Source organism: Brenneria sp. L4-2C (genome assembly GCF_040240335.1).
In the GTDB taxonomy this organism is placed as follows: Bacteria; Pseudomonadota; Gammaproteobacteria; order Enterobacterales; family Enterobacteriaceae; genus Brenneria.
In genome coordinates this window covers 225,916-251,900 of record NZ_JBEIAC010000002.1, presented here as the reverse complement: position 1 = coordinate 251,900, position 25,985 = coordinate 225,916, and the positions used below count along the sequence as shown (strand labels likewise).

Annotated in this window: 24 protein-coding genes; 12 read left to right on the top strand and 12 right to left on the bottom strand. The window is 52.2% G+C overall.

Annotated elements, in window-relative coordinates; genetic code table 11:
- Positions 1–17: 17 nt before the first annotated feature.
- Together ABRZ26_RS05040 and ABRZ26_RS05035 are read right to left on the bottom strand one after the other, a co-directional pair.
- Positions 18–1,529, bottom strand: a complete 1,512-nt coding sequence (locus ABRZ26_RS05040; protein ID WP_319603167.1) for a PepSY-associated TM helix domain-containing protein — start codon at positions 1,527–1,529, stop codon at positions 18–20.
- A gap of 110 nt (positions 1,530–1,639) precedes the next feature.
- The gene (locus ABRZ26_RS05035) at positions 1,640–2,053 is read right to left on the bottom strand and encodes a DUF2946 domain-containing protein (RefSeq protein WP_319603166.1); all 414 of its coding nucleotides are present in this window, start codon (positions 2,051–2,053) and stop codon (positions 1,640–1,642) included.
- Between the two features lie 554 nt (positions 2,054–2,607).
- On the opposite strand from ABRZ26_RS05035, the gene ABRZ26_RS05030 reads away from it, so the two are divergent.
- Entirely contained in the window at positions 2,608–4,176 is a 1,569-nt protein-coding gene (locus tag ABRZ26_RS05030) for a glucan biosynthesis protein G (protein ID WP_319603165.1), read from the top strand.
- A complete protein-coding gene (gene mdoH, locus ABRZ26_RS05025; RefSeq protein ID WP_319603164.1) occupies positions 4,169–6,727 on the top strand; it encodes a glucans biosynthesis glucosyltransferase MdoH in 2,559 nt (852 codons plus the stop codon). The genes ABRZ26_RS05030 and mdoH overlap by 8 nt, the downstream gene beginning before the upstream one ends.
- 101 nt (positions 6,728–6,828) lie before the next feature.
- Here the strand turns inward: mdoH and mdtG are convergent, their stop codons facing one another.
- Both mdtG and ABRZ26_RS05015 read right to left on the bottom strand, forming a co-directional pair.
- On the bottom strand, positions 6,829–8,055 hold the full coding sequence (gene mdtG, locus ABRZ26_RS05020) for a multidrug efflux MFS transporter MdtG (RefSeq protein WP_319603163.1): 1,227 nt from the start codon (positions 8,053–8,055) through the stop codon (positions 6,829–6,831).
- A gap of 217 nt (positions 8,056–8,272) precedes the next feature.
- Complete coding sequence (locus ABRZ26_RS05015; protein ID WP_319603162.1) at positions 8,273–9,193, bottom strand: Kdo(2)-lipid IV(A) acyltransferase; 921 nt, start codon at positions 9,191–9,193, stop codon at positions 8,273–8,275.
- Positions 9,194–9,578: 385 nt separating this feature from the next.
- Here ABRZ26_RS05015 and trhO point away from each other — a divergent pair, with 385 nt between their 5' ends.
- The gene (gene trhO / locus ABRZ26_RS05010; RefSeq protein WP_319603161.1) at positions 9,579–10,646 is read left to right on the top strand and encodes an oxygen-dependent tRNA uridine(34) hydroxylase TrhO; all 1,068 of its coding nucleotides are present in this window, start codon (positions 9,579–9,581) and stop codon (positions 10,644–10,646) included.
- Positions 10,647–10,698: 52 nt separating this feature from the next.
- Here the strand turns inward: trhO and ABRZ26_RS05005 are convergent, their stop codons facing one another.
- The 6 genes from ABRZ26_RS05005 to pyrC form a co-directional block, all read right to left on the bottom strand.
- The gene (locus ABRZ26_RS05005) at positions 10,699–11,274 is read right to left on the bottom strand and encodes a YceI family protein (protein WP_319603380.1); all 576 of its coding nucleotides are present in this window, start codon (positions 11,272–11,274) and stop codon (positions 10,699–10,701) included.
- 29 nt (positions 11,275–11,303) lie between these two features.
- Entirely contained in the window at positions 11,304–11,858 is a 555-nt protein-coding gene (locus tag ABRZ26_RS05000; protein ID WP_319603160.1) for a cytochrome b, read from the bottom strand.
- A 340-nt stretch (positions 11,859–12,198) separates the two neighbouring features.
- Entirely contained in the window at positions 12,199–12,453 is a 255-nt protein-coding gene (gene bssS / locus ABRZ26_RS04995; protein WP_319603159.1) for a biofilm formation regulator BssS, read from the bottom strand.
- Between the two features lie 217 nt (positions 12,454–12,670).
- Entirely contained in the window at positions 12,671–12,928 is a 258-nt protein-coding gene (locus ABRZ26_RS04990) for a hypothetical protein (protein ID WP_319603158.1), read from the bottom strand.
- 239 nt (positions 12,929–13,167) lie between these two features.
- Positions 13,168–13,407, bottom strand: coding sequence for a DNA damage-inducible protein I (dinI, locus tag ABRZ26_RS04985; protein ID WP_319603157.1), 240 nt, complete (start codon positions 13,405–13,407; stop codon positions 13,168–13,170).
- Positions 13,408–13,584: 177 nt separating this feature from the next.
- Positions 13,585–14,628: a dihydroorotase gene (pyrC, locus tag ABRZ26_RS04980; RefSeq protein ID WP_319603156.1), complete on the bottom strand. Its 1,044-nt coding sequence runs from the start codon at positions 14,626–14,628 to the stop codon at positions 13,585–13,587.
- A 204-nt stretch (positions 14,629–14,832) separates the two neighbouring features.
- On the opposite strand from pyrC, the gene ABRZ26_RS04975 reads away from it, so the two are divergent.
- Entirely contained in the window at positions 14,833–15,120 is a 288-nt protein-coding gene (locus ABRZ26_RS04975; protein WP_319603155.1) for a putative quinol monooxygenase, read from the top strand.
- A gap of 274 nt (positions 15,121–15,394) precedes the next feature.
- Here the strand turns inward: ABRZ26_RS04975 and rne are convergent, their stop codons facing one another.
- Positions 15,395–18,772 (bottom strand): ribonuclease E, encoded by a 3,378-nt coding sequence (gene rne, locus ABRZ26_RS04970; protein WP_319603154.1) that lies wholly within the window; start codon positions 18,770–18,772, stop codon positions 15,395–15,397.
- 581 nt (positions 18,773–19,353) lie between these two features.
- Between rne and rluC the strand changes: the two genes are divergently transcribed.
- Positions 19,354–20,310 carry a 23S rRNA pseudouridine(955/2504/2580) synthase RluC gene (gene rluC, locus ABRZ26_RS04965; RefSeq protein ID WP_319603153.1) on the top strand — a complete coding sequence of 319 codons (957 nt, stop codon included), beginning with the start codon at positions 19,354–19,356 and terminating at the stop codon, positions 20,308–20,310.
- Between the two features lie 39 nt (positions 20,311–20,349).
- Here the strand turns inward: rluC and ABRZ26_RS04960 are convergent, their stop codons facing one another.
- Complete coding sequence (locus tag ABRZ26_RS04960) at positions 20,350–20,937, bottom strand: Maf family protein (RefSeq protein WP_319603152.1); 588 nt, start codon at positions 20,935–20,937, stop codon at positions 20,350–20,352.
- Positions 20,938–21,077: 140 nt separating this feature from the next.
- On the opposite strand from ABRZ26_RS04960, the gene yceD reads away from it, so the two are divergent.
- The 7 genes from yceD (at position 21,078) to acpP (ending at position 25,909) form a co-directional block, all read left to right on the top strand.
- Complete coding sequence (yceD, locus tag ABRZ26_RS04955) at positions 21,078–21,599, top strand: 23S rRNA accumulation protein YceD (protein ID WP_319603151.1); 522 nt, start codon at positions 21,078–21,080, stop codon at positions 21,597–21,599.
- 16 nt (positions 21,600–21,615) lie between these two features.
- Entirely contained in the window at positions 21,616–21,786 is a 171-nt protein-coding gene (rpmF, locus tag ABRZ26_RS04950) for a 50S ribosomal protein L32 (RefSeq protein WP_239784843.1), read from the top strand.
- Positions 21,787–21,815: 29 nt separating this feature from the next.
- Positions 21,816–22,862 (top strand): phosphate acyltransferase PlsX, encoded by a 1,047-nt coding sequence (plsX, locus tag ABRZ26_RS04945; protein ID WP_319603150.1) that lies wholly within the window; start codon positions 21,816–21,818, stop codon positions 22,860–22,862.
- Between the two features lie 6 nt (positions 22,863–22,868).
- Positions 22,869–23,822: a beta-ketoacyl-ACP synthase III gene (locus tag ABRZ26_RS04940; protein WP_319603149.1), complete on the top strand. Its 954-nt coding sequence runs from the start codon at positions 22,869–22,871 to the stop codon at positions 23,820–23,822.
- 18 nt (positions 23,823–23,840) lie between these two features.
- Positions 23,841–24,770, top strand: coding sequence for an ACP S-malonyltransferase (fabD, locus tag ABRZ26_RS04935; protein ID WP_319603148.1), 930 nt, complete (start codon positions 23,841–23,843; stop codon positions 24,768–24,770).
- A 13-nt stretch (positions 24,771–24,783) separates the two neighbouring features.
- Positions 24,784–25,518 (top strand): 3-oxoacyl-ACP reductase FabG, encoded by a 735-nt coding sequence (gene fabG / locus ABRZ26_RS04930; RefSeq protein ID WP_319603379.1) that lies wholly within the window; start codon positions 24,784–24,786, stop codon positions 25,516–25,518.
- Between the two features lie 154 nt (positions 25,519–25,672).
- Positions 25,673–25,909, top strand: a complete 237-nt coding sequence (gene acpP, locus ABRZ26_RS04925) for an acyl carrier protein (RefSeq protein WP_005970506.1) — start codon at positions 25,673–25,675, stop codon at positions 25,907–25,909.
- The last annotated feature ends 76 nt before the right edge of the window (positions 25,910–25,985 follow it).

Genomic DNA, 25,985 nt, shown 5'->3' with positions numbered 1-25,985 from the left:
TTCTGGATAGGATAACGCTATTCCCGCAACGTTTGGGGAATAGCGGTTCGATGCAAACGCCAGCGCATGACATCGATCAGGATAAACAGCAGTAAGCTTACGCCCATAACGGGCAGACAGACGGCAACCAGAGCGCTAACGGCGATGAATAGCATCCTGGGAACGCGGCCGATCTGTAATAGCGCCCCGGTCAGCGTTTTAACCGGATTTCCCTCGCCGCGATGCCTGGGACGTCGAATCCACCACATGCGATATCCCCAGACGATGGTCGTGCAGAGTCCAAGACCAAAAACGGCTAACACGAGCTGATTGGCTAAGCCAAACAAAACGCCCATATGCGCATCAACGCCCCAGCGGGTTAATTTGGCCGCCAGTGGAAAAGTGCTGAAATCCGTTTTGTCGACGATCTCGAGTGTCTTGGGATTGACCGCAACGGCATCGACCTGAGTCGGCCAGGCGCGATCGATTTCCGCGACGGTCCAGGCCTGATTGGCCTGCCGTGCCGGTTTTATCTCGATCTTCCTGGCATCAATGCCTGCATTTCTGGCGGCGGTTAATACGCGATCGAATGTTTCCGGCGGGGCTTCCACTCCGTGAGCAGGGGAGTGGGTTTCGTGATGCGCCGCGTGTTCATCCGCATGCCTATGTTCATGCTCAGCCGTCGTATCGCGGGTAAGCTGTGTTTTCACCGCAGGGGTTTGCCAGCCCAATAGGTTTCTGACCACTGAAATGTTGTTGCCGGCCCACTGTGACCAGGTCAGACCGGTCGCGGAAAAGAACAGCATTCCCGCCATCAGGCACAATCCCATGGTCGTATGCCGACGGCGCAGACGTCGCGTTTGTGCCGCCGGCGTTCGGGAAGGTTTATTTTTACGTCGCCTGCCGGGAGCGGTAGAACGACGAGTCGCCCCCCAGATGAGCAATCCGCCCAGCGCGGCTACCCACAACCAGGATGCGGCGAGTTCGCTATAATTGCGCCCGAAATCACCGAGCAATAATCCCCGATGCAGATAATCAATCCAGGTGCGAAAAGGGAGAATGCCGCTGGTGCCATAGACGGTTTCATCGCCACGGATCGCCAGCGTGACAGGGTCAATAAAGATGGCTCGATTCTCCGATGGCGCCAATTCGGGCGAGGCAAACATCACTCTTGTCGTTTCACCCTGTCTGGCGGCGGGTCGGATGGCGGCCAATCGAGCGTCATGATGATGCCCGAGCTCGGTTTGCGCGGCGACGATTTGCGCTTCCAGCGAGTGGGGGACGCCGTGACTTTCGGTAAAAAGCTGATGAGCGTAGAGCCGGTTTTCAATTTGCGGCGTCAGCACATACAGCGTCCCGGTAAGCGCGGCGACGAAAATGAAGGGGCCGACAAAAATACCGATATAAAAATGAAGACGAATCAATAAGGCGATCATCGCGGCTCGCGTCGATACGGCGTCTGCTGATATCACGCCTTGAGATAACGATGGCTCGGACGCTAGCGTCTCCTGAGGCGAAGTCGGCGCTGCCCGGTTTTTAAGATGCGGCATAAAACCTTCTGAAATCAGTTGGTAAAAATGACCAGACCAGAAACGATATTCGGCAAGAATATCGCAGTCAGATTTTCTTTATAAATAGCCGAAGGCATTTCGGCGCAGTTTCAGAGAGGCGGCGCGCGCGGAATGGGAGAGGCGAATCTCTCGATCAGAATGACGCTGGATTGGGCGGCGGCGACGCGCAGTGGGGATAGATAGCGCTTCACCGTAATGACGATACCGGCTATATCGGATAATGCGGGCGTGTAGAAGAACAGGACGCAGTAACCGCAGGCTTCGTGATTCGCCATCAGGGCCGACTGGGGAGGCGAACGATCGTGAGCGCCGGCCATGTCGTATCCGGCGTGATGGTGATGCCCGGTTGAAATCGTTGCTGCGTTTAACGCCTGGGGCCGGGCGTTGCCATGATCGCGATGAGCCAGCATTTGCGAGAGCGCTGGCGCAATGAAGATGGTCAACACGGCGAAGATACCGAGCCAGACCGGGAAACTTCGCGGCCGCAGCGAAAGTAAAAGCATAAACGTGGCGCCAAAACCGTATCGGATTCAGTGGCGGACACTGTACCCTATTTATGTTGGTTTTGTTACGTAAATGTTTGCATGCCGGTTTGGGAGGGTGAAATAGCATCCGGTATTCGCGTTATCTTTTGCCATAGCAGGCGATCAGTAAACGGAATATTCCTGAAGCCAGAGCGCGTAGGTATCCGATATAGTGGAGTAGACGTGGCCCAAATAGCCATTTGGGAAAGCAGGTTTTTCCTGGCCGCGCATGAGGAAATGGCGTTTTAATGGCTTCGGGCAGCCAAAAAACGTGTCAAAGTAGGGAGAGGAGGTCGTTTTTTATGTCAATGCAAACCGATTTCGATGTAAGCGAGGTGGCAAAGGGATTGCGTGCGGAAAGTGAAAATGCCCTCTGTTTTCCTTTTTTCATCAGGACTATCATTTATCGGCGTACCGATTGTCTAAACGCTGACCTATTATGATGAATCATCTGGTTATCGAGTTGTCGTAAAGCTAACTTATCCATTAATATGGATTTTAATTGATTGAAGCACACGAACACAGGGGGAGTTGTGCTGGTTAATAAACTTGGGTCTAAACAGCGGGCTGCTGGCCTTTGCTGGCTTTCAGCGGTAGCCGTGCTGTCTTTGAGTACAGCGCCGGCTTGGGCATTTTCTATCGATGACGTTGCTCGACAGGCAGAGGCGTTGGCGGCAAAAGGTTTTGATGCGCAGAAAAGCAATCTTCCAGCACAATTTCGTGATATGAAATTTGCCGATTACCAGCAAATCCAATTCAATCAGGAAAAATCATACTGGAACACGCTACAGACGCCTTTCAAACTTCAGTTCTACCATCAGGGTATGTATTTCGATACGCCGGTGAAAATTAATGAAGTGACTGCCACGACGGTAAGCGAGATTAAATATTCAGCGGATTACTTTAATTTCGGCTCCGTTAATCATGATCCTGAAACGCTGAAGAACCTGGGTTTTGCCGGTTTTAAAATTCTCTATCCAATTAATAAAGCGGATAAGAATGATGAAATCGTCAGTATGTTGGGCGCCAGTTATTTTCGTGTGGTAGGCAAGGGACAGATATATGGGCTGTCTGCCCGCGGTTTGGCTATCGACACCGCGTTGCCTTCCGGCGAGGAGTTTCCGCGTTTTCGTGAATTCTGGATTGAACGTCCTAAACCGGCCGATAAACATCTGGTGATTTATGCCTTGCTGGATTCGCCGCGTGCGGCCGGGGCATACCGCTTCGTGGTTTATCCGGGCAGCGACAGCGTTGTTGACGTTCAGGCTAAAGTATACCTGCGGGATAAAGTCGGTAAGCTGGGCGTCGCACCGTTGACCAGCATGTTCCTGTTTGGACCCAATCAGCCGTCTCCAACGCTGAACTATCGTCCTGCGTTGCATGACTCTAATGGGTTGTCGATTCATGCCGGTAACGGCGAGTGGATTTGGCGTCCGTTGAATAATCCTCGACACCTGTCCGTCAGTACTTATGCGATAGAAAACCCGAAAGGATTTGGTTTGCTGCAGCGCGGCCGCGATTTCTCCGCTTATCAAGATCTTGACGATCGTTATGATCTGCGCCCAAGCGGCTGGGTCGAGCCGAAAGGCGACTGGGGCAAAGGTAAGGTGGAGCTGGTTGAAATTCCCACCGCGGATGAAACCAACGATAACATCGTTGCGTTCTGGACGCCGGATGCTTTACCTGAAACCGGCAAGCCTTTGGAGATAAAGTACCGTCTGCGCTTCACCAACGATGAAGAGCAGTTGCATTCACCCGATATTGCCTATGTTCAGCAGACCCGCCGCTCCACCGGCGATGTCAAACAGTCGAACCTGATTCGTCAGCCTGACGGTTCCGTCGCTTTCCTCGTGGATTTCGTCGGACCATCGTTAAAAGAGATGGACGAAGCAACGCCGGTCACATCTCAGGCCAGTATTGGCGACAATGGCGAGATTGTTGAAAATAGCGTCCGCTATAACCCGGTAACTCATGGTTGGCGTCTGACACTGCGTTTACGCGTCAAAGATAACAAACAGCCGACAGAAATGCGGGCTGCGTTGGTCAATGGTGAAACCACATTGACTGAAACCTGGAGCTATCAGCTACCTGCCAATGAATAAGTCAACTTCTTCTCTCGATTATATCGAGAAATTACCCTTGTCTGCCGAGCAGGCAAGGGCGCTGCGTGAAAAGCTACCGGAATCAGAGTCTATCGATCAGTCTGCATTGCATCAGATATTGTCGGATGGCAGCCAGATCAAGATTCATTCAGAAGACGATGTCGCGTTGAAGTCGGTTAGGTCTCGTCTGGAGATGGCCTGGTCTGATGGCCTGGACAACGATAAGCAATTGGGCGAAGACACCGAAGGCCGGACGGCATTGCAGGCTATGCCCAAGATCACCCGATCTTCCATGTTTCCTGATGTCTGGCGGACGAATCCGCTGGTGCGCTGGTGGGAAAGTCTGTTGGGCCGCACGGCGATGCCTCGTCATCATTATCATGATGCCAGCCCGGAAGAGACCATCGCTGAAAACAGGTGGCGCATGGTGGGTACGATGCGGCGCTACATCCTGCTGGTGCTGACGCTTTTTCAGACAGCGGTCGCCACGTGGTATATGAAAACCATTCTGCCTTATCAAGGTTGGGCGCTGGTCGATCCGTTTGAAATGGCGGATCAGCCTTTGATGCGCTCGTTCCTGCAACTGCTGCCGTATGTATTGCAAAGCGGTATTCTCGTTTTGTTTGCGGTTCTGTTTTGCTGGGTTTCGGCCGGTTTCTGGACGGCGCTGATGGGATTCCTGCAACTCCTGATTGGACGGGATAAGTACAGTATTTCTTCCACGCTGGTGGGGAATGAACCGCTTAATCCGGATCATCGTACCGCGCTGATCATGCCTATCTGTAATGAAGATGTAGAGCGCGTTTTCGCTGGTTTGCGGGCTACGTATGAATCCGTGGCAGCGACCGGAGCGCTCGACCACTTTGACATTTATGTGCTGAGCGACAGTAACGATCCGGATACCTGCGTCGCAGAGCAAAAAGCCTGGATGGAGCTTTGTCGCGATGTGGGCGGGGAAGGGCGAATTTTCTACCGTCGCCGTCGCCGTCGCGTGAAGCGTAAGAGCGGCAACATTGACGACTTCTGCCGTCGCTGGGGCAGTCAATACAGCTACATGGTGATTCTGGACGCGGACAGCGTGATGAGCGGCGAATGTTTAACGTCGCTGGTCCGGCTGATGGATGCGAATCCCAATGCGGGTATTATCCAGTCTTCGCCGAAAGCCTCTGGCATGGATACGCTATATGCGCGCTGCCAGCAGTTCGCCACGCGCGTTTATGGTCCGCTGTTTACCGCCGGTTTACACTTCTGGCAGTTAGGCGAATCCCATTACTGGGGGCATAACGCCATTATCCGCGTGAAACCCTTTATTGAACACTGCGCCCTGGCGCCATTGCCGGGCGAGGGATCGTTTGCCGGGGCCATTTTGTCCCATGACTTCGTCGAAGCGGCATTGATGCGTCGTGCGGGCTGGGGCGTTTGGATCGCCTATGACCTGCCGGGCAGCTATGAGGAGTTGCCGCCCAACCTGCTGGATGAATTGAAACGCGATCGCCGCTGGTGTCATGGCAACCTCATGAATTTCCGCCTGTTCCTGGTTAAAGGGATGCATCCGGTTCACCGTGCCGTATTTCTTACCGGCGTGATGTCTTATCTGTCCGCGCCGCTGTGGTTTATGTTCCTGATGCTATCAACGGCGTTGCAGGTCGTGCATACCTTGATGGAGCCTCAGTACTTCCTGCAACCCCGGCAGCTATTTCCCGTCTGGCCGCAATGGCGCCCGGAGTTGGCGATCGCTTTATTCTCAACGACGCTGGTATTACTGTTCTTGCCAAAATTGTTGAGTGTGATCCTGATTTGCGCCAAAGGCGCGAAGGCATATGGCGGGGCGTTCCGGGTAGTGATTTCATTACTGGTGGAAATGGTGTTTTCCGTCCTGCTGGCGCCGGTCAGAATGCTATTCCATACCGTCTTCGTCGTCAGCGCGTTTCTGGGCTGGTCGGTACAATGGAATTCGCCTCAACGCGACGATGACGCCACGCCTTGGGGAGAGGCCTTTATTCGCCATGGTTCTCAATTAGTGTTGGGGCTGGTTTGGGCGATTGGTATGGCGTGGCTGGATCTGCGTTTCCTGTGGTGGCTGTCGCCGATCGTGTTCTCGTTGATTCTGTCGCCGTTTGTCTCGGTTTATTCCAGCCGCGCCTCACTGGGGCTGGGCTGTAAACGCGCCAAACTGTTATTGATCCCTGAAGAGTACGATCCGCCGCGAGAACTGGTGGCGACCGATAATTACTGGCAGTTGAATCGTCAGCGTAAGCTGGAGAACGGCTTCATCCAGGCGGTATTCGATCCTTCGATTAACGCTCTCGCCAGCGCCATGGCGACGGCCCGCCATCGTTTCAGTCAGGCGATAGAGGATGTTCGTGAGCAGAACGTTAATGATGCCCTGGGTCGCAAACCGGAAGAGGTGAGTGATAATCAGCGCCTGGCGCTGCTCAGCGATCCGGTGACGATATCCCGCCTGCATTACCGGGTCTGGCAACGGCCTGAACAATATGCGTCATGGGCCGATTATTACCGGAAATTATCCTCGCCGTATATTAAGGGATAACATCCCGGTACGCCGAATGGATAGGATAAAAAGCAACGGTTTGCGCCGTTGCTTTTTTTTTAACCGCAATTTACCGCCATGCTTTTGGGCGATAGCGAGAGCTAATCCCCCGGCAGTTCAAGTTTGGAGGTGCGTAGCTGTAAACAGCGCCAGGAGTAGATCACATTCGCCAGGACAACCAATGCGGTTGCAATGAATACGGCGCGGAAGCCGTAAGTCGCCGAAATGGATGCGCCGATTATCGGCCCCGTCACATTACCGATATCGCGAAACGACTGGTTATAACTGAAAATCCGTCCGGCGACCTGATTGGATGAATGGTAAATCAGCAATGTTTGTACGGCGGGCAGTAACGCGCCGTCGGCCGCGCCTAACAGGAAACGAAGCACGCCAAGTTGCCAGGGAGTCTGAACAAATGCCATGGGAATTAACAGTAAAACAGACACTATCAGCATGGCGATCAGAATACGTTCCGGGCCGATTCTGTCTCCCAGTTTGCCAAGCCGCGGTGCGCTGAACAACGCGGAAACGCCGGGAATGGCGGCGATCATTCCACTGATAAAAGCCAAATTCTGCGTGTGTCCGGCCAGGTCCCGCACGAATAAGGTGAGTATTGGGGAGATGGAGCCGGTCGCGACCTGGATAATTAACGTAGTGACAAACAGGCTTAAAACCAGTTTGGGGTTTTTCAACGATATCATCACCTGCCGGCCGCTCAGCATGTCCTTTTTACGAATAGCGGTAAAACGCTCCCGCACATAAAACAGCGTGATCAGAAAACAGAGGAGCAATACGGCGGCAGTAACGAAAAACACCGGACGCAATCCATAGGTATCCGCCAGATAGCCGCCGATTAACGGGCCGATAAGCGCGCCGCTGACTGCGCCGGTAGAGAGGGTTCCCAGCGCCCATCCACTTTTATTGCGTGGCACCTGAGTGGCGATCAAGGCATTGGCATTAGGTACAAAACCGCCTAGCACGCCGAGCGCGGCGCGCAGAAACAGGAATTGCCATATATTCTGCGCCAGCCCCATGAGCACCATGACAATGCACATCCCCAGCGCTGAGCGCAGCAGCATCAATTTCCGGCCTTTACGGTCGGCCAGACGTCCCCAAAAGGGGGAAGCGATAGCGGAAAAAAGAAACGTGATGCTGAAAACCACACCGGACCACAGGTTCAACGCTTGATGACCGGTGACGCCCAATAGCTCGACATATAGCGGAAGAAACGGCATGACCAGGCTGAATGCAGCGCCAGTAAAGAAGCAACCTACCCATGCAACATAAAGATTACGTTTCCAATCAATAGGCTCCACTTCTGGTGTCATAAATTTCCGATAACAGGGTTAGTGTTTTCCACTCTTACGTCGCCATGTCTTGAGCCAAGTCGTGAGGGGAAATCAAATAGATAGCAGGCTATTAGTATGTGCCGCTAAATGGTTATCAGCAAGACGTTCATCGCTAATCTGTAAGCATTAATTGGTTTGGCGGGGGAGAGGTGAAACCCTTATCCACACCTATTTGATGTGAATAAGGTCTTCGGCGTTAATAGAGCGAGGGTTCGCCTTCCGGACGGGTTTTAAATCGACGGTGGAGCCACATATATTGGTCGGGCGCCAGAAGGATATTGTGTTCAATGATTTTATTCATCCATGCAGCCGTCGCTTCCTCGCTTTCCAGGGGGACGTCTAATTCCGCCGGCTGAATCAGCAGCTCGTATCCTTTTCCCTTCGGTAAACGGCGAGGCACGAATGGAACGATAGCGGGCTTGGCGGTTTTTGCCAGGATGTAGCTTCCCACCGTGGTGGCGGCCTTGTTCACCGCAAAAAGAGGGACGAACACGCTGCTGCGGGGGCCGTAATCATGGTCGGGGGCATACCAGATTATTTCACCCTGTTTAAGCGCCCGGATCATACCTTTAAGATCCTTGCGATCGAGCATGGATTTGTTCGAGCGCATTCTTCCCCAGGTTTGCAACCAGTCAATCAGTTTATTATCGTTGGGACGATAGACGCCAATCCCTGCATTGTTTATCCCAAAAATGCGGGCGCCAAGCTCCAGGGTCAGAAAATGCAGTCCAATCAGCAGGACGCCGCGTTTTTGCGCCCGCAGCGGCCGTATGTTTTCCAGCCCTTTGACGGTGAACCAGCGTTCTATACGCCAGTCGGGCCAAAACCACGCCATGCCGGTCTCGATGATGCCCATTCCGACGGCTTCAAAGTTTTTTCTCACCAGCTCATCTCGTTTTGCCGTTGGCATATCGGGAAAGCATAATTCAAGATTTCGGGTGGTGATTTCAACTCGACGAGGAAGCAACCGCACGGAGAGATGACCCAGTCCGGTGCCGATACGATAAAGCCAAGGGTAGGGCAGCAATACAATAAGGTAGAGCGCGCCGATACCCAGCCAGGTTAACCAATAACGCGGGTGCAGTAATGAACGATTAAAAGTGGGGAGTTGTGTCATGGCCTCAGTGTCGAATTCTGGTGCTTGTAGGCACACATACCGTTAAAAAATAAGTGAGATACTCACTCAACAGGATAGATGATAGCGGCACTTTTATTAGCAAAAATTTTGCGGCGCGCTATAGCCTGATTTTTATACAAAAAATGAGTCGTGTTGCTAATGATAGCATTTGGCGCCAGCAGAGTGTAAGCGTTGATGCCATCGTTAAACGTTCGTTTGATTATCTAATGAGTTGAATTTTCGCCGCGCTCTGGCAGGCGCTTATTTTATATTCATGCCCTGACATCAATCCTGCTATCGGGTATGATGCCGGGCGATTCAGCGCCGGCAAAAATCTGGCGCAAAATCGCCATGATTAACCTCAATGAAGACAGGAACGTACACCATGCCAGTGTTACATAACCGGGTTTCCAATGAGGAACTGAAAGCGCGTATGCTTGCTGAAACCGAGCCGCGAACCACAGTTTCTTTCTATAAGTATTTTACGCTTGATGAACCGCAGGCGTTCCGCGATCGTTTGTATATCCAATTTGAGCAACTGAAGGTCTTTGGCCGGGTCTATATTGCGACGGAAGGGATCAATGCGCAAATCAGCGTGCCGAATAATCAGTTTGCAGCGTTTAAAGCAGTATTATTCAGCGCGCATCCCGCTCTCGATCGGGTTCGGCTGAACGTCGCGCTCGATGATGATGGAAAATCTTTCTGGGTGCTGCGGATGAAAGTCCGCGATCGGATAGTGGCCGATGGTATTGATGACCCGACGTTTAATCCGGCGAATGTCGGCCAGTATCTACAGGCCGAACAGGTCAACGCCATGGCTGACGATCCCAATACGCTTTTTGTTGATATGCGTAATCACTATGAATACGAAGTCGGCCACTTTGAAAATGCGTTGGAAGTGCCTTCGGACACGTTCCGCGAGCAACTGCCAATGGCGGTAGAGATGCTCAGGCATGAGCAGGATAAAAATATCGTCATGTATTGCACCGGCGGGATCCGCTGCGAGAAAGCAAGCGCGTATATGCTTCATCACGGATTTAAGCACGTCTATCATGTGGAAGGCGGGATCATTGAATATGCGCGTCAGGCAAAAGCCAAAGGCCTGCCGCTAAAGTTCATCGGGAAAAACTTTGTCTTTGACGAGCGGATGGGCGAGCGGATTACTGATGAAGTGATCGCGCACTGTCATCAGTGCGGCGCGCCGTGCGACAGCCATACCAACTGCCGTAATGAAGGTTGTCACCTGTTGTTCATTCAGTGTCCGGCATGTGCGGAAAAATATCAGGGATGCTGTAGCGAAAGCTGTCAGGAAGAGCGACGCCTGCCATTGGCGGAGCAACGCGCCCGGCGCAGCGGCCGTGAAAACGGCATGAAAATCTTTAATAAATCGAGAGAAGTGTTGCAATCCGCATTGCATATCCCTGCGCCTGCCGCCAGGGATGAAGAGAAATAAGCGATTAAAAAGCCCTTTCATCAACTGAAAGGGCTCATTTACCGCCGAGAGTTTATTTTTGCCGCACGCCTTCAACAGAAATGATCAGTTGAACTTCCTGCGAAGCCGGCCCCAGATCCTGGGTAATATTAAAATCTTTCAGCTTGATGGTGCCTTCGGCTTCAAATCCGGCGCGATAGTTACCCCACGGATCATTACCCTGACCGATCAGTTTTGCCTCTAACGTCACAGGTTTGGTTACGCCGTTTAAGGTCAGATTACCGCTGATATCGTATTCATCGCCGTCTTTTTTCACTTCCGTGGACGTGAATGTCGCCTGAGGATATTTGGATACGTTCAGGAAATCCGCACTGCGGATATGCTTGTCACGTTCCGCATGATTGGTGTCGACACTGTTGGTATTAATGGTGACATTCACTTTATCGCCGGCCGGGTTGGCTGGATCAAAAGTGAAGGCGCCATCAAAATCGTTAAAGCCGCCATAAATCCAGCTATAGCCCAGATGGTTAATGCGAAACTGGATAAACGCGTGCTGGCCTTCCTTATCAAACTTGTAATCGGCGGCCAAAGCCGATCCGGCAGAGGCTAGCAAGGATGCGGCAGTCAGGCCCAGTAGTGTTTTCTTCAGCATCGGTATTTCTCCATTAATTCGTAAGGTTAAGAGATGTTGCGACCCAACATCCGTTTCAACGTCGTATCACCATCTATAAAGTGGTGCTTTAATGCGGCTAAACCGTGCAGAGCTGACAACGCTACCACCACCCAGGCAAGATAGAGATGCACGGTACCGGCAACATCGGCTTGGTCCGTCAAACCGCTTAAGGTGGCTGGAATAGAAAACCAGCCAAAAACTGAAATAGGTTGCCCCTCGGCAGTGGAAATCAGATAGCCGCTGATCAATATTGCAAACAGCACCACGTAAAGCGAGATGTGCGCCAGGGTGGCGCTAATGCGAGTCAGCGTTGAATAACTTTTTAATGGCGGAGGCGGAGGGGAAAGAAAACGCCAGATCACGCGAAAAACCATAATGGCGAAAAGCAATACGCCGATGCTTTTGTGGATCTCGGGCGCGCGGTGATACCACACATCGTAGTATCCCAACGTTACCATCCAGAGTCCCAGGGCAAACATACCGTATACGGTTAACGCGCCTATCCAGTGGAGAAGAATACTGACATGACCATAACGAGATGAGGTATTACGCCAAAGCATAGTTATGACTCCTTATCAGGTAACCTGTACAATTTTGCAAACTTAAACATGTCCAAACACAAAAGCAATATAAAGTCACAACTTTTAACAAATAGGCGAATTTGAACAATTTTTTTGAATTGAAATTCATATTTTGTTCAATCCGATGCAGATGGCGGATAAAAAGAATCAATCCCTGCCGGGCGCTTTCTTTCGCGTACGGTTGATCGTGATGAACAAAAAAAGAAGGTGGTCTGGCGGTTAAAATGACAACACCGTCAGCGAGACGGTGTTGTCATTGGGAGAGTGAATCAAGAATCAATAAATCTGGTAGCAAAATAATAATAAACGTTATCAATGGTTAATGCTTTCTATAATCCAGGGATTGACAATCTGTTGATTCGATTTTTGCAATGCCTGCTTCAAGTATGTATATCAGCTTCCTGGCTACATCTGTCGTTAACCATAACGTACGGTCAACCTGTGCTTCATCTGGAGCCTGATCCGAAGTGGCTAAATAGTGTAAACGGATCATCATGGCATCATAACTGTCAACGGTGCTGATGTCCCAACCTACAAGAGGATGTGTCTGAATAACTTCATTTTCTCTATCCATAAATACCCCTTATTGACTAGTTACTAACATGAGTGACTAACGAGGTTTAAGGTGGCCCCTTATTTAGAAGAGCACTAACAGTATATCGTCGCTTATTTAATTTATGGGAAATATTTTTAAAAAATCTGCAAAAAAAGTTTTTGGACGCTAATTAAACAATCCGGAGCGAAAAAACATTCATCCCGGACTGTTGCGGTGAATGGAATAAATGAAAATGCTATTCGGTATTTAAACCGGCATTTTTCTCCAGGGTGGCGACAAAACGAGCAAGATGTTTTTTCAGCGAAGGATCCCGATTCTCATTTTGAGATTCCAACTTCAGATTGTGGATCAAAAGCTGGTTTGCTTTTTCATCAAGACAGAAAACCAGAGACGAAAATGCAAGCTCTAACGCGTCAATCTTGCGCTGCTGTGCGCCGATTAGCTCCAGCAGTTCACCGAATGTCATTGCTTCTTCCGGTTTTTCTACTGTCATAATAGGTATCCTCGGTTATAACAGGATGGCAAGATGCCCGGTACATGAATCATTACAGCCTATAATTTATCATTGAGCCAAGCCTTTCTACAGCCAAAATTTCTTCGCCCGTCCATGGGCGCGCTTTTCAGAACGCCGTCAGCGGGGTTAAAGACGCCGTCGGTTTTTTATGGCGGCTATTCCTGACCGCTCCTTTTCAAGCCGTCGCAAGCGACGCTAAAAAATTTCCCCGGCATTTTTTATTCGGGTATAAACCAGTCGTCCGCGCTTTCCCAGGTTTCTTGCAGCATTTCGGAGATACGTTCCTTATCCTCTTTATTGCCGCCCAACACGGTCAGATTATTGGCCGCCGCATAGCGGATCTGGATAGGCGTATCCGGATAGTGTTGGTGAATTCGGTTACCCAACTCCTGGGTCAGTGCTTCCAGTGCGCCCGCGGGGAGAGGGGATGACTTTGCTATGGTAATTTCGACACGCATAATTGCCTCCATTGATAACTGTTTATTTATACAGTTATCAATGAAAAAGAACAAGCGCTGAAGAAAAAATCGCAGCCTGAAGCCACGGTGTAAAAACTTCCGTCCGGGGGATCAGCGATGAACGGTTTGCCGCTGAGCGGCGGCCATCACAAAGAGAGGCTATGATGGGCCGATATGTTATCGAACGGACCAGTTAAGACGTTGTCCCGCCAGGAAGGGGATTACTGACTCATCACCCATTGAAATTTGTTGCGGGAACGTCACCGGTGTACGATGCAGTTCAATCAGGCCTTCATTAACCGGCAAGCCATAAAAACGCGGACCGTTTAATGAACAGAATGCTTCAAGTTTATCCAGCGCGTCCAACTCCTCAAATACCGTCGCGTAGGCGCTCAAGGCCGCCTGGGCATTAAATACCCCCGCGCAGCCGCAGTCGGATTCTTTTCTGTGCTTAACGTGCGGTGCTGAGTCGGTACCGAGGAAAAGCCGGTTACAGCCGCTGGCAACCGCCTCGCGCAGCGCCTGCTGATGAATATTCCTTTTGAGGATAGGCAGGCAGTACAAATGCGGACGAATGCCGCCGACCAGCATATGATTGCGATTAAACATTAAATGTTGTGGGGTAATAGTCGCAGCAAGATACTCATTACCTGATACAATATAGTCCGCCGCCTCTTTGGTGGTGATGTGCTCGAATACCACTTTCAGTTCGGGGAACCGTTGACGCAAGGGTTCCATAACCGACTCAATGAACCGGGCTTCCCGATCGAAAATATCGATTTCTGGGCTGGTCACTTCGCCATGCACTAACAGCGGCATCCCAATTTCCTGCATTTTTTCCAGTACCGGATAGATGTTGGCGATGTCTGTGACGCCATGGCTGGAGTTGGTCGTCGCATTCGCCGGGTATAACTTGGCGGCCGTGAAGACGCCTTGCTCAAAGCCGCTGACAATCTCCGCGGCGTCCAGCGTGTCGGTCAGATAGCAGGTCATCAACGGTTGAAAATCATCCCCTGCGGGGATCGCGGCCAGAATGCGCTGACGATAAGCCTTCGCGCTTGTCACGCTGGTGATCGGCGGCGTCAGATTCGGCATGATGATCGCCCGACCAAAAAAACGGCTGGTGTACGGCAGGACGGTTTCAAGCATCTGATCGTCACGTAAATGGATGTGCCAATCGTCAGGGCGGCGGATAGTTAGAATGTCTGGCAATGCGGTCATTGAATGTGCTCCAGCGGTCAGTAGAAAAACATCATCTGTCTGTTGGTTGGGACTAATACGGCGGGGAATAAGAATAAGTGCAAAGCCTTGTGAATGCATCCGTTAGTTGATGAATGCGTCAAATTAACTAGTATAGCTACTACGATTATTGGCATCCCATGCCTTATCTTTTGATCTTTAACTGTAAATTATAGAAGGACTAAAATGGAAATTCGTATCGTTGCCAGCTTACAGGCAAAAGCTGAATTTATTGACGACGTGACTGCTGCGGTGAAGGCTGCGGTGGCGCCAAGCCGTCAGGAAGCGGGAAATTTGCAGTACGATCTGCACCAAGAAATCGATAAGCCCGGCGCTTTTGTTTTTTTCGAGCGTTGGAAAAATCAGGCTGCCGTGACGGAACATGAGCAGTCAGCGCACTTCAAGCGTTTGATCTCCAGCCTTGAAGGCAAGACCGACGCGTCGACGATCAAATTGCTGAATTATCTGGACTGATAAAAAATCGCCGGGAGCGATTTTCAACGTCGCTAGCGACGGCTTGGAAAGGGGCGGGCATGGATAGCCCGCCATAAAAAATCGCCGGGAGCGATTTTCAACGTCGCTAGCGACGGCTTGAAAAGGGGCGGGCATGGATAGCCCGCCATAAAAAATCGCCGGGAGCGATTTTCAACGTCGCTAGCGACGGCTTGAAAAGGGGCGGGCATGGATAGCCCGCCATAAAAAAACACCCGCCAACTGGCGGGTGTTTTTGTTGCAGACGGCGCTGAGATTATTCGCTGATCTGCGTCGGTCTGGTGGCCGGCGCCGTCGCCTGATTAACGGCTGCGTGGCCGCCGGCGGATCCTTTGCCGTCGAACTGATAGGCAGGACGCTTCCAGTCGCTTTGACGTACCGGCTCTGGTTGGTAATCCGGCGCTGGCGCTTTCGTCATCGGCGCTGTGGCGTGGAACTTATAGCGCGTCGGTGCCGCCGCTTCCGTTGCTGTCGGTTGAACCGGCGTTGCCGGTTTTTGCACTGGCGCGCTCGGCGAGGCGTTTACCGGTTGAGGGGCGATTTCTTCAACTGCCTTCTCGCTTTCCTCGACAACCGCCTCGTTTTCTTCAACAGGTTCGCTTTCTGCAACGGCCCTGTTTTCTTCAACGGGTTGGCTTTCTGCAACCGCCTCGTTTTCTTCAACGGGTTGGCTTTCTGCAACGACCTCGTTTTCTTCAACGGGTTGGCTTGCTGCAACGACCTCGTTTTCTTTAACAGGTTCGTGTTCTTCAATGACCGGGTTTTCATTAGCAGGCTCATTTGCTTCAACGAACTGCTTTTCTTCAACTACGTCATTGTTTTCTTCGGCAACCTCATCATCCTCGCCATAGGCTCTTTCCTCTACGAGGATCGGCGGAATGGCGTCAGCATCGGTTTTCGTCTCGATAATCTCGTCAGACGCCGCCGGGGTAACTTCCTCTGCAACAATGGTCGCATTGGCCGCTGGTGCCTGCTGTACGGGTTCGGCAACGCTGGTCGCTGCATTATCCTGAGCTGCGGCTGCGATAACCGGCGCGGCTTCCACTACGGCTGGCAGACTCGGTGTTGCCATCGCCGCGTTGTTTTCCGCCTGCTGCTGCTCTTCAAGCTGCTCCAGCGATTGGTATTGAGCGACAGGGTAGTTTATCCAAACTTTACCTGACGCCATTTCCGGCGCGGCAGCGGCATATTCCACCGGCATTGGCGACTGAGACGGATAACGTTCGTCACGATAGCGGCGACGGCGCTGACCGCTAACGCGCAGATGGCGAGGTGAACGACGGGAACGACGCGGCATACCGGCATTTTCGCCATTCGCCCCCTTGTTTGCATCGGCAGCTTGCGCATTTTCCGTTTCGCTATTGTCAACCGGCGCAAGGGCAACCTCGTCCACCGGTTTAACCCGCGCAGGCGTCGTTTCCGTTACCGCTGCCTGTGCGTCAACGGCGTCCTGCTGGGCGCTTTCAGACTGTACGCGAACTTTCTGCGTCAGTTGGCGACGCTGACGACGCTGGGTTACCGGAGTCGGTTTCTCCTGTTCGGCAACGTTGTCTTCCGCTTCGGCCACCACGGTGTTTTGTGCTTTCGGCTCTTGCGCAGGCTGGCGTTTATCGTCCTGACGACGACGCTGACGCTCTGCGCGCGGTTCGCGACGCGGTTGGTCGTCGACAGCGGTTTTTTCGCTATCCTCGACTACGCGGATTTCAGGCGCGACTTCCGTATTCTGACGTTTGTTGCGACGCTGATCTTCACGCGCTTCCCGATTGTCGCGTGAATTACGATCGCGGCGGTTGTTATTCTGGCGACGAGTATTACGGCGCTCTTGACGCTGCGCTTCACCTTCACTGGCATTGTCAGGCTCGGCTTGCTTTTCCGCTATCGTTTCTGCCGTCGCGGTAGACGGCTCAGAAGCGAAAATACCTTTCAGCGCGCCCAGGAAACGGCTGACGAGGCCTGGCTGCGCCGCTATCGCCGCGGCGACCGGCGCCGCTTTTTCCGCTGCCGGCGCTTTGTCTTCCGTCGGCATGGTCGGCATGCTGAACGTGGCTAACGCGGGCTGTTCCGGCTGCTTACGTTCGGCAACCTGCTCTTCCTGCAATTGCTGCGCTTCGGTTTCCAGCATCTGCGGCAACAGATAGCTGAGCGTCGGTTTTTCTTCGCCCTTGCGCACGCGCACGACGGAGTAGTGCGGCGTCTGCATTCCGTCGTGAGGGACGATGATGGCGCGAACGCCGCCCTGACGCGTCTCGATGGCATTGACCGAGTCGCGTTTTTCGTTCAGCAAATAAGAGGCGATCTGAACAGGAACGATGGCATGAACTTCTTTGGTGTTCTCTTTCAGCGCTTCTTCTTCGATGAGGCGCAGAATAGACAGCGAAAGCGATTCATTGTCGCGTACGGTGCCGGTGCCGCCGCAGCGAGGGCAAACATGGTGGCTTGACTCGCCCAGCGACGGGCTCAGGCGCTGGCGGGACATTTCCAGCAGGCCGAAACGAGAAATCCGACCAATCTGAATGCGGGCGCGATCCTGACGAACGGAATCACGCAGTCGGTTTTCCACCTCGCGCTGGTGGCGCACCGGCGTCATGTCGATAAAATCGATTACGATCAGGCCGCCCAGATCGCGCAGCCGCAGCTGGCGGGCTATTTCGTCGGCCGCTTCCAGGTTGGTATTGAACGCGGTTTCTTCAATATCGCCGCCGCGGGTCGCGCGCGCCGAGTTGATATCAATCGCCGTCAGGGCTTCCGTGGTATCAATCACGATAGAACCGCCGGAAGGCAGGCGCACTTCGCGTTGGAAGGCGGATTCAATCTGCGATTCAATCTGATAATGACTGAACAGGGGAATTTCGCCGCTGTAAAGTTTGATTTTGCTGTTGAAATCCGGGCGGCCGAGCGCGGAGATGTGCTCTTTCGCCAGATCGAGGATCTTGGGGTTGTCGATCAGGATTTCACCGATATCCGGCCGTAAATAATCACGGAAAGCGCGAACAATGACGTTGCTTTCCTGATGGATCAGGAAAGGCGCCGGGCGACCTTCAGCCGCTTTCTTGATGGCTTCCCAGTGTTTCAGGCGAAAAGCCAAATCCCACTGCAATGCTTCGGCGGATTTGCCGACGCCCGCAGTGCGGACAATAAGGCCCATGCCGTCGGGCAACTGTAAAGAGGCTAACGCTTCTTTCAGTTCGGTTCGATCATCACCTTCGATACGGCGTGAAATACCGCCGGCGCGGGGATTGTTCGGCATGAGAACCAGATAACTGCCGGCCAGACTGATAAACGTTGTCAGCGCTGCGCCTTTATTGCCACGTTCTTCCTTATCAACCTGAACAATGACTTCCTGGCCTTCGCGCAACACATCTTTGATGTTGGGACGGCCATGGGAGGAATAGTTGCTGGGGAAGTATTCGCGAGCGATTTCTTTGAGAGGGAGAAAACCATGTCTTTCAGCGCCATAATCAACAAAAGCGGCTTCCAGACTGGGTTCAATGCGAGTGATTTTACCTTTGTAGATATTTGCTTTCTTCTGCTCATGGCCCGGACTTTCGATATCCAGATCATACAGCCGTTGACCATCGACCAAGGCAACACGCAACTCTTCCTGTTGAGTCGCGTTAATCAACATTCTCTTCATCTTTAACTTACTCGTTATTTTTACTTACATTATTGATAGAGCTGCGGACAAAAGAACCGCATGACCGGAGTGAACCGATGGCCTCGTGGCTTATCGCAGGGACGTCAACCTCCCGGTTGTCGCCTGCATAGAGACGCATGTTTCGGTAGCCTGTGTTTCCTGATGGAAAACAGCGCATTTACTGAGGGAACAGCTTCTGAATAATGTTGCCAGATCTGATTCCATTTGCCGGCCAAGCTGCAATCCGCAGCCCGCTAACTGCTTGATATCACATTACGTCTTACGCCATTGCTGCGTTTGTGTGTCATCAGGCAAACTTAATAATTCCGCAATTTCCCTTGTTTTAACGGAAATCAGCGCGGAAAACACGAAAAGCATTATTCCATTGCTGACACTGTTATAGCAAGGTTACTTTGCCTGTCATCTAAAGATAGTTGTGCTGCCGTTCACCAAACTGTCGGTGATTGAGGCTAAACTCAACCAAACCTGTTGGTGTAACCCTATCTTCATAAGTCAGACTCACAGTTAAGCACAGAAAAAGAAGTGGCGCTATCCAACCTCTCTATTTAGAATCGCGCATCATGAAAACAGACAATCCTTCAGTACAATTTGTAACAATCTCCGCCGATGAGGCCGGACAACGCATTGATAATTTTTTGCATGCCCGATTGAAGGGCGTGCCTAAAAGCCTGGTTTATCGCATCTTGCGCAAGGGCGAGGTAAGGGTAAATAAAAAGCGGGTAAAGCCGGAATATAAGCTGCTCGACAATGATGAAGTGCGTATCCCGCCGGTTCGACAGGCCGAGCGCGATGCGCCGCCGGTTTCCGCCAGCCTGGGCAAAGTCGCCGCGCTTGCGGAATGCATTATCTATGAAGACGATTATATTCTGGTGCTGAACAAACCTTCGGGTACGGCGGTTCACGGCGGCAGCGGACTGAGTTTCGGCGTTATCGAAGGGCTGCGCGCGCTGCGGCCTGAAGCGCGTTTTCTGGAACTGGTGCATCGCCTCGATCGTGATACGTCCGGCGTGCTGCTGGTGGCCAAGAAACGTTCGGCGCTGCGTTCTCTGCATGAGCAATTACGTCTCAAAGGCATGCAGAAAGATTACCTGGCGCTGGTGCGGGGAAACTGGCCGTCGCATTGCAAATCGGTGCAAGCGCCGTTGCTGAAAAATATTTTGCAGAGCGGCGAGCGCATCGTTCGGGTAAATAGCGAAGGCAAGCCTTCAGAAACGCGCTTTAAAGTAGAAGAACGTTTTGAGGCGGCGACGCTGGTTCGCGCCAGCCCGGTAACCGGTCGAACGCATCAGATCCGTGTTCATACGCTACATGCCGGCCATCCGATCGCGTTTGACGACCGCTACGGCGATCGCGACTTCGATCGCCAACTGGCGCAAACCGGACTGAATCGTCTGTTTTTGCACGCGCAGGCACTGCGGTTCGCCCACCCCAATACCGGGGAAACGCTGCGGGTGGAAGCCCCCCTGGACGACCAACTGCGGCATTGTCTGAAAATACTGCGCAACGCGAAAGGGTAAATCGATTGCCGATGGCGGGATCCGGTATCCCGCTTTTCATTATATAGTCGTCAGCGGATTGATTTGTTCCGCTCGCAGCATTTGCGCCAGCGCAATTAAAGGCAGACCGACCAGCGTATTGGGATCCCGCCCGGACAATCGGTCAAATAGCGTAATTCCCAATCCCTCGCTTTTAAAACTGCCGGCGCAGTTCCAGGGTTGCTCCTTGGCCAGATATCCCTCAATTTCCGCTTGCGTCAGTTGGCGAAAATGGACGTCGAATGGCTCGACGAGACATTGCAGCCGCTGGCTGGCGCTATTAAACAGCGCCAAACCGGTAAAAAAAGTGACGCATTGTCCACTCGCCTGCCGCAATTGCCGCACCGCATTTGCCTTATCATGCGGTTTCCCGGTAATGACGCCGTTCAATACGCAGACTTGGTCGCCGCCGATAATCAAGTGTCGGGGATAGCTCGCCGCCAGCGCGCGTGCTTTGCTTTCAGCCAGCCTTGCCACTAATGCCGTCGCCTCTTCGCCTGGCAGGGGCGTCTCATCCACGTCAGGGGCGGCGCAGGTAAAGGGCAGGTTAAGTTTTTCCAGCAGCGATTTGCGATAGGGCGACGTTGAAGCGAGAACGATCTGATGCATAATTTTTTTATAAACCGTAGCGTAATAATAAAAGGCATTTTAAACTGTGTGCCGCTCTGGAAGCGAATATTGGTGAAAGGTTGTGCTTCACAGCCTTTTTCTTTGACTCTATGTCGTTACGACGTTAATATGCGCGCCCTATGCAAAAGGTAAAATTACCCTTAACCCTTGATGCGGTTCGTACTGCTCAAAAGCGTTTAGATTACATTGGTATTTATGCGCCTGAGCAGGTAACGCGAGTTGCCGAATCAGTGGTGAGTGTGGACGGTGATGTTCAGGCTTCTTTGTCTTTCAATATCGATAACCAGCGCCTGGCGGTGATTAACGGTAGTGCGGATGTGTCGGTCACATTAATGTGCCAGCGCTGCGGAAAGCCATTTGAACATCAGGTTCATGCGACGTTTTGTTTTAGCCCGGTCATCAATGATGAACAGGCCGAAGCTTTACCGGAGGCGTACGAGCCGATCGAAGTTGATGAGTTTGGCGAGGTCGATCTGCTGGCAATGGTTGAAGATGAAATTATTCTGACTCTGCCTATCGCGCCGGTACATGATTCTGAACACTGTGAAGTGTCCGAAGCGGACATGGTGTTCGGCAAACTGCCTACCGAGGCGGAAAAACCGAACCCGTTTGCCGTATTAGCCAGTTTAAAGCGTAAGTAATTAAGGAGTAAGGTCCATGGCCGTACAACAGAACAAACCCACTCGTTCCAAACGTGGTATGCGTCGCGCTCACGATGCGCTGACCACGTCTTCCGTATCCGTAGATAAAGTTTCCGGCGAAACTCACCTGCGTCACCACATCACTGCGGACGGTTACTACCGCGGTCGCAAGGTTATTGCCAAGTAATTCTCGCGAATTATTAGCAAGGCAATACTTTGACACGCCTAACTCTGGCGTTAGATGCGATGGGCGGGGACTTCGGTCCCTGCGTAACAGTGCCTGCTGCATTGCAGGCACTGGCTTCTAATTCAAGTCTCAACCTGATATTAGTTGGCGATCCTGCTGCGATTACTCCATTACTAGCCAAAGTCGATTCTGATTTACTGTCCCGGTTGGAAGTTGTTCCGGCTGAATCGGTTATTGCCAGTGATGCAAGACCGTCGCAGGCTATCCGCGCGAGTCGCGGAACCTCAATGCGAATTGCGCTAGAGCTGATTAAAGATGGAAGAGCCCAGGCTTGCGTCAGCGCGGGCAACACCGGTGCGCTGATGGGACTGGCGAAGCTCCTGATAAAACCGCTTGATGGCATCGAGCGTCCTGCATTGGTCTCCGTGTTGCCTCATCAGCAGCATGGGAAAACCGTGGTGCTGGATCTGGGCGCCAACGTCGAATGCGATAGCACGATGCTGGTTCAGTTCGCGGTCATGGGGTCGGTGATGGCGGAAGAAGTTCTTGGGTTGAAAAATCCGCGAGTGGCGCTGCTGAATATCGGTGAGGAAGAGAGCAAAGGCTTGGACAACATCCGCGATGCGGCGGCCAAATTAAGAAATACGCCTTCGATTAACTATATTGGTTATCTTGAAGGTAACGAATTGTTGACCGGGAAGACGGATGTGATGGTCTGTGACGGGTTTGTGGGTAATGTCACGTTGAAGACAATGGAAGGCGTGGTAAGGATGTTCCTTTCGTTGCTGAAATCTTCATCTTCCGGTACGGAACGCAGGCAAAAACAGTCATGGTGGTTACGATGGCTGGGACGTTTGTTACAAAAACGTTTGGCCAAACGTTTCGGGCATTTGAATCCTGACCAATATAATGGCGCGTGTCTGTTGGGACTACGGGGATCCGTAATCAAAAGTCACGGCGCAGCGAACCAGCGAGCGTTTGCGGTCGCTATCGAGCAGGCAACGCAGGCGGTGCAACGGCAACTTCCAGAGCGGATTGCCGCCCGTCTAGAAGCTGTATTACCCAAGAGTGATTAAGCGTACATGTATACAAAAATAATCGGAACGGGCAGTTTTCTGCCTGAGAAAATCAGGACGAACGCGGATTTAGAGAAGATGGTGGATACGTCTGACGAATGGATCGTCACGCGTACCGGAATTCGTGAACGTCGCATCGCCGCGCCAGATGAAAATGTTGCCACGATGGGCTATCATGCCGCGCAAAAAGCGCTGGAAATGGCGGGCATTGATAAATCGCAGGTGGGTTTATTGATTGTTGCGACGACCTCCTCAAGCCATGCTTTTCCCAGCGCCGCCTGCCAGATTCAGCACTTGTTGGAGATTAAAGATACCATCGCCTTTGATCTGGCTGCGGCCTGTGCGGGATTTACCTATGCGCTTAGCGTCGCCGATCAGTACATTAAAAATGGCGCGGTGGATTATGCCCTGGTTATCGGTTCTGATACCTTGTCGCGCACCCTGGATCCGGAAGATCGCGGTACGCTGATTCTGTTCGGCGACGGCGCCGGCGCCGTTTTACTGTCAGCGTCAGAACAACCCGGCATCCTGTCCACGCATCTGCATGCCGATGGGCGCTACGGCGAGCTGTTGACGTTGCCGCATCCGGAACGCGACCATCCTGAAAAACCGGCCTACCTGACCATGGCCGGCAATGAAGTGTTTAAAGTCGCCGTGACCGAACTGGCGCACATTGTCGAAGAAACGCTGCGCGCGTCGCAACTGGATAAAAGCGAGTTGGATTGGCTGGTACCCCACCAGGCCAATTTGCGTATTATCAGCGCGACGGCAAAAAAATTAGGTATGGGAATGGACAAAGTTGTGGTGACGCTGGATCGTCACGGCAACACATCCGCGGCCTCCGTACCCTCGGCTTTGGATGAAGCCGTGCGCGACGGACGGATAAAACCAGGTCAGCTGGTACTGCTTGAAGCTTTCGGCGGCGGCTTTACCTGGGGTTCTGCGCTGGTTCGTTTTTGATTAAACAGGATTTTTACTATGACGCAATTTGCAATGGTATTCCCCGGTCAGGGATCGCAATCCGTTGGTATGCTGGCGGAACTGGCGGCGGAATATCCGATTGTTACTGAAACATTTGCTCAGGCTTCCGCCGTTTTAGGTTATGACTTGTGGCAGCTTGCCCAGCAAGGACCGGCTGAAGAACTGAATAAAACCTGGCAAACCCAGCCGGCTCTGTTGACGGCGTCTGTTGCTATCTGGCGCGTCTGGCAACAGCAGGGCGGGAAAACGCCAGCGCTGATGGCCGGTCATAGCCTAGGCGAATACTCTGCGCTGGTTTGCGCCGGCGTCATTGATTTCCAGCAGGCGGTGCGTCTGGTTGAATTGCGCGGCAAGCTTATGCAGGAAGCCGTGCCGGAAGGCGCTGGCGCCATGTATGCCATCATTGGCCTTGATAATGACGCCATCGCTAAAGCATGCGAAGAATCCGCGCAAGGGCAGGTGGTCTCGCCGGTGAACTTTAACTCGCCGGGACAGGTCGTGATTGCCGGGAACAAGGAAGCGGTGGAACGCGCTGGCGCGGCCTGTAAAGCGGCGGGCGCCAAACGTGCGCTGCCGCTGCCCGTTAGTGTGCCTTCGCACTGCGCATTGATGGAGCCGGCGGCGAAAAAACTGGCGGTCGCGCTTGAGTCCGTTGATTTTAATGAGCCGAAAATCCCCGTGGTCAATAACGTCGACGCGCGGATTGAAACCTCGCCGGAAGCCATCCGCAGCGCGCTGGTGCGTCAGCTTTACCGTCCGGTGCGCTGGACGGAATGTGTGGAATTCATTGCCTCGCAAGGGGTTGAATCACTGTTGGAAGTCGGGCCGGGCAAAGTCCTGACTGGCTTAACCAAACGAATCGTTGCTACCCTGACAGCTGCCGCGGTGAACGATCCTGCTTCTCTGTCAGTGGCGCTTGAAAAATAAAACGGAGAAGACAATGAGCTTTGAAGGAAAAATTGCGTTGGTAACCGGCGCAAGCCGCGGAATAGGCCGGGCGATCGCTGAAAAACTGGTTGCCCGCGGTGCAAAAGTCATTGGTACTGCAACCAGTGAAAAGGGCGCTGAAGCGATTAGCGCCTGGCTGGGCGAAAACGGTAAAGGTTATGTGCTGAACGTCGCTGATGAGGCTTCAGTAGAAAAAACGTTGGCGGACATTCGCGCCGAGTTTGGCGAGATTGATATTTTGATCAATAACGCCGGCATTACGCGCGATAATCTGCTGATGAGAATGAAAGAAGATGAATGGCAGGATATTCTGGATACCAACCTAACATCGGTATTCCGTCTGTCCAAAGCCGTTCTGCGCGCTATGATGAAAAAACGTTTTGGCCGTATCATTACCATTGGCTCCGTGGTTGGAACCATGGGTAATGCCGGGCAGGCGAACTACGCGGCGGCAAAGGCGGGTCTGATTGGTTTCAGCAAATCTCTTGCGCGCGAAGTGGCTTCCCGTGGTATTACGGTTAACGTTGTCGCGCCGGGTTTTATTGAAACAGATATGACTCAGGCATTGACAGAAGAACAGCGAGCAGGCATTTTGAGCCAGGTTCCCGCTAACCGGCTTGGTGATGCGAAAGAAATCGCCAGTGCTGTTGCATTTTTAGCCTCTGATGAGGCGGGCTACATTACCGGTGAAACATTGCATGTCAACGGCGGCATGTATATGATCTAAAAAGTACGAAAACTATTTGCGTTATTTGCGGCGATAACCGCAAAATAGCACAAAATCGTGGTTCGACCAGCCGGGATTTTGTTGCATCTTTTTCAACATTTTATACACTACGAAAACCATCGCGAAAGCGAGTTTTGATAGGAAATTTAAGAGTATGAGCACTATCGAAGAACGCGTTAAGAAAATCATCGTTGAACAGCTTGGTGTTAAGCAGGAAGAAGTCGTAAACAATGCTTCTTTCGTTGACGACCTCGGCGCTGATTCTCTTGACACTGTTGAGCTGGTAATGGCTCTGGAAGAAGAATTTGATACTGAGATTCCAGACGAAGAAGCCGAAAAAATCACGACTGTTCAGGCAGCCATTGATTTCATTCAGGCTAATCAGCAGTAAGCGAACATATCTAGGCGGTCATTCGACCGCCTAAGTTTTTTTGTCCCGCAGTGTCATATTTTTCCCTCCCTGGAGG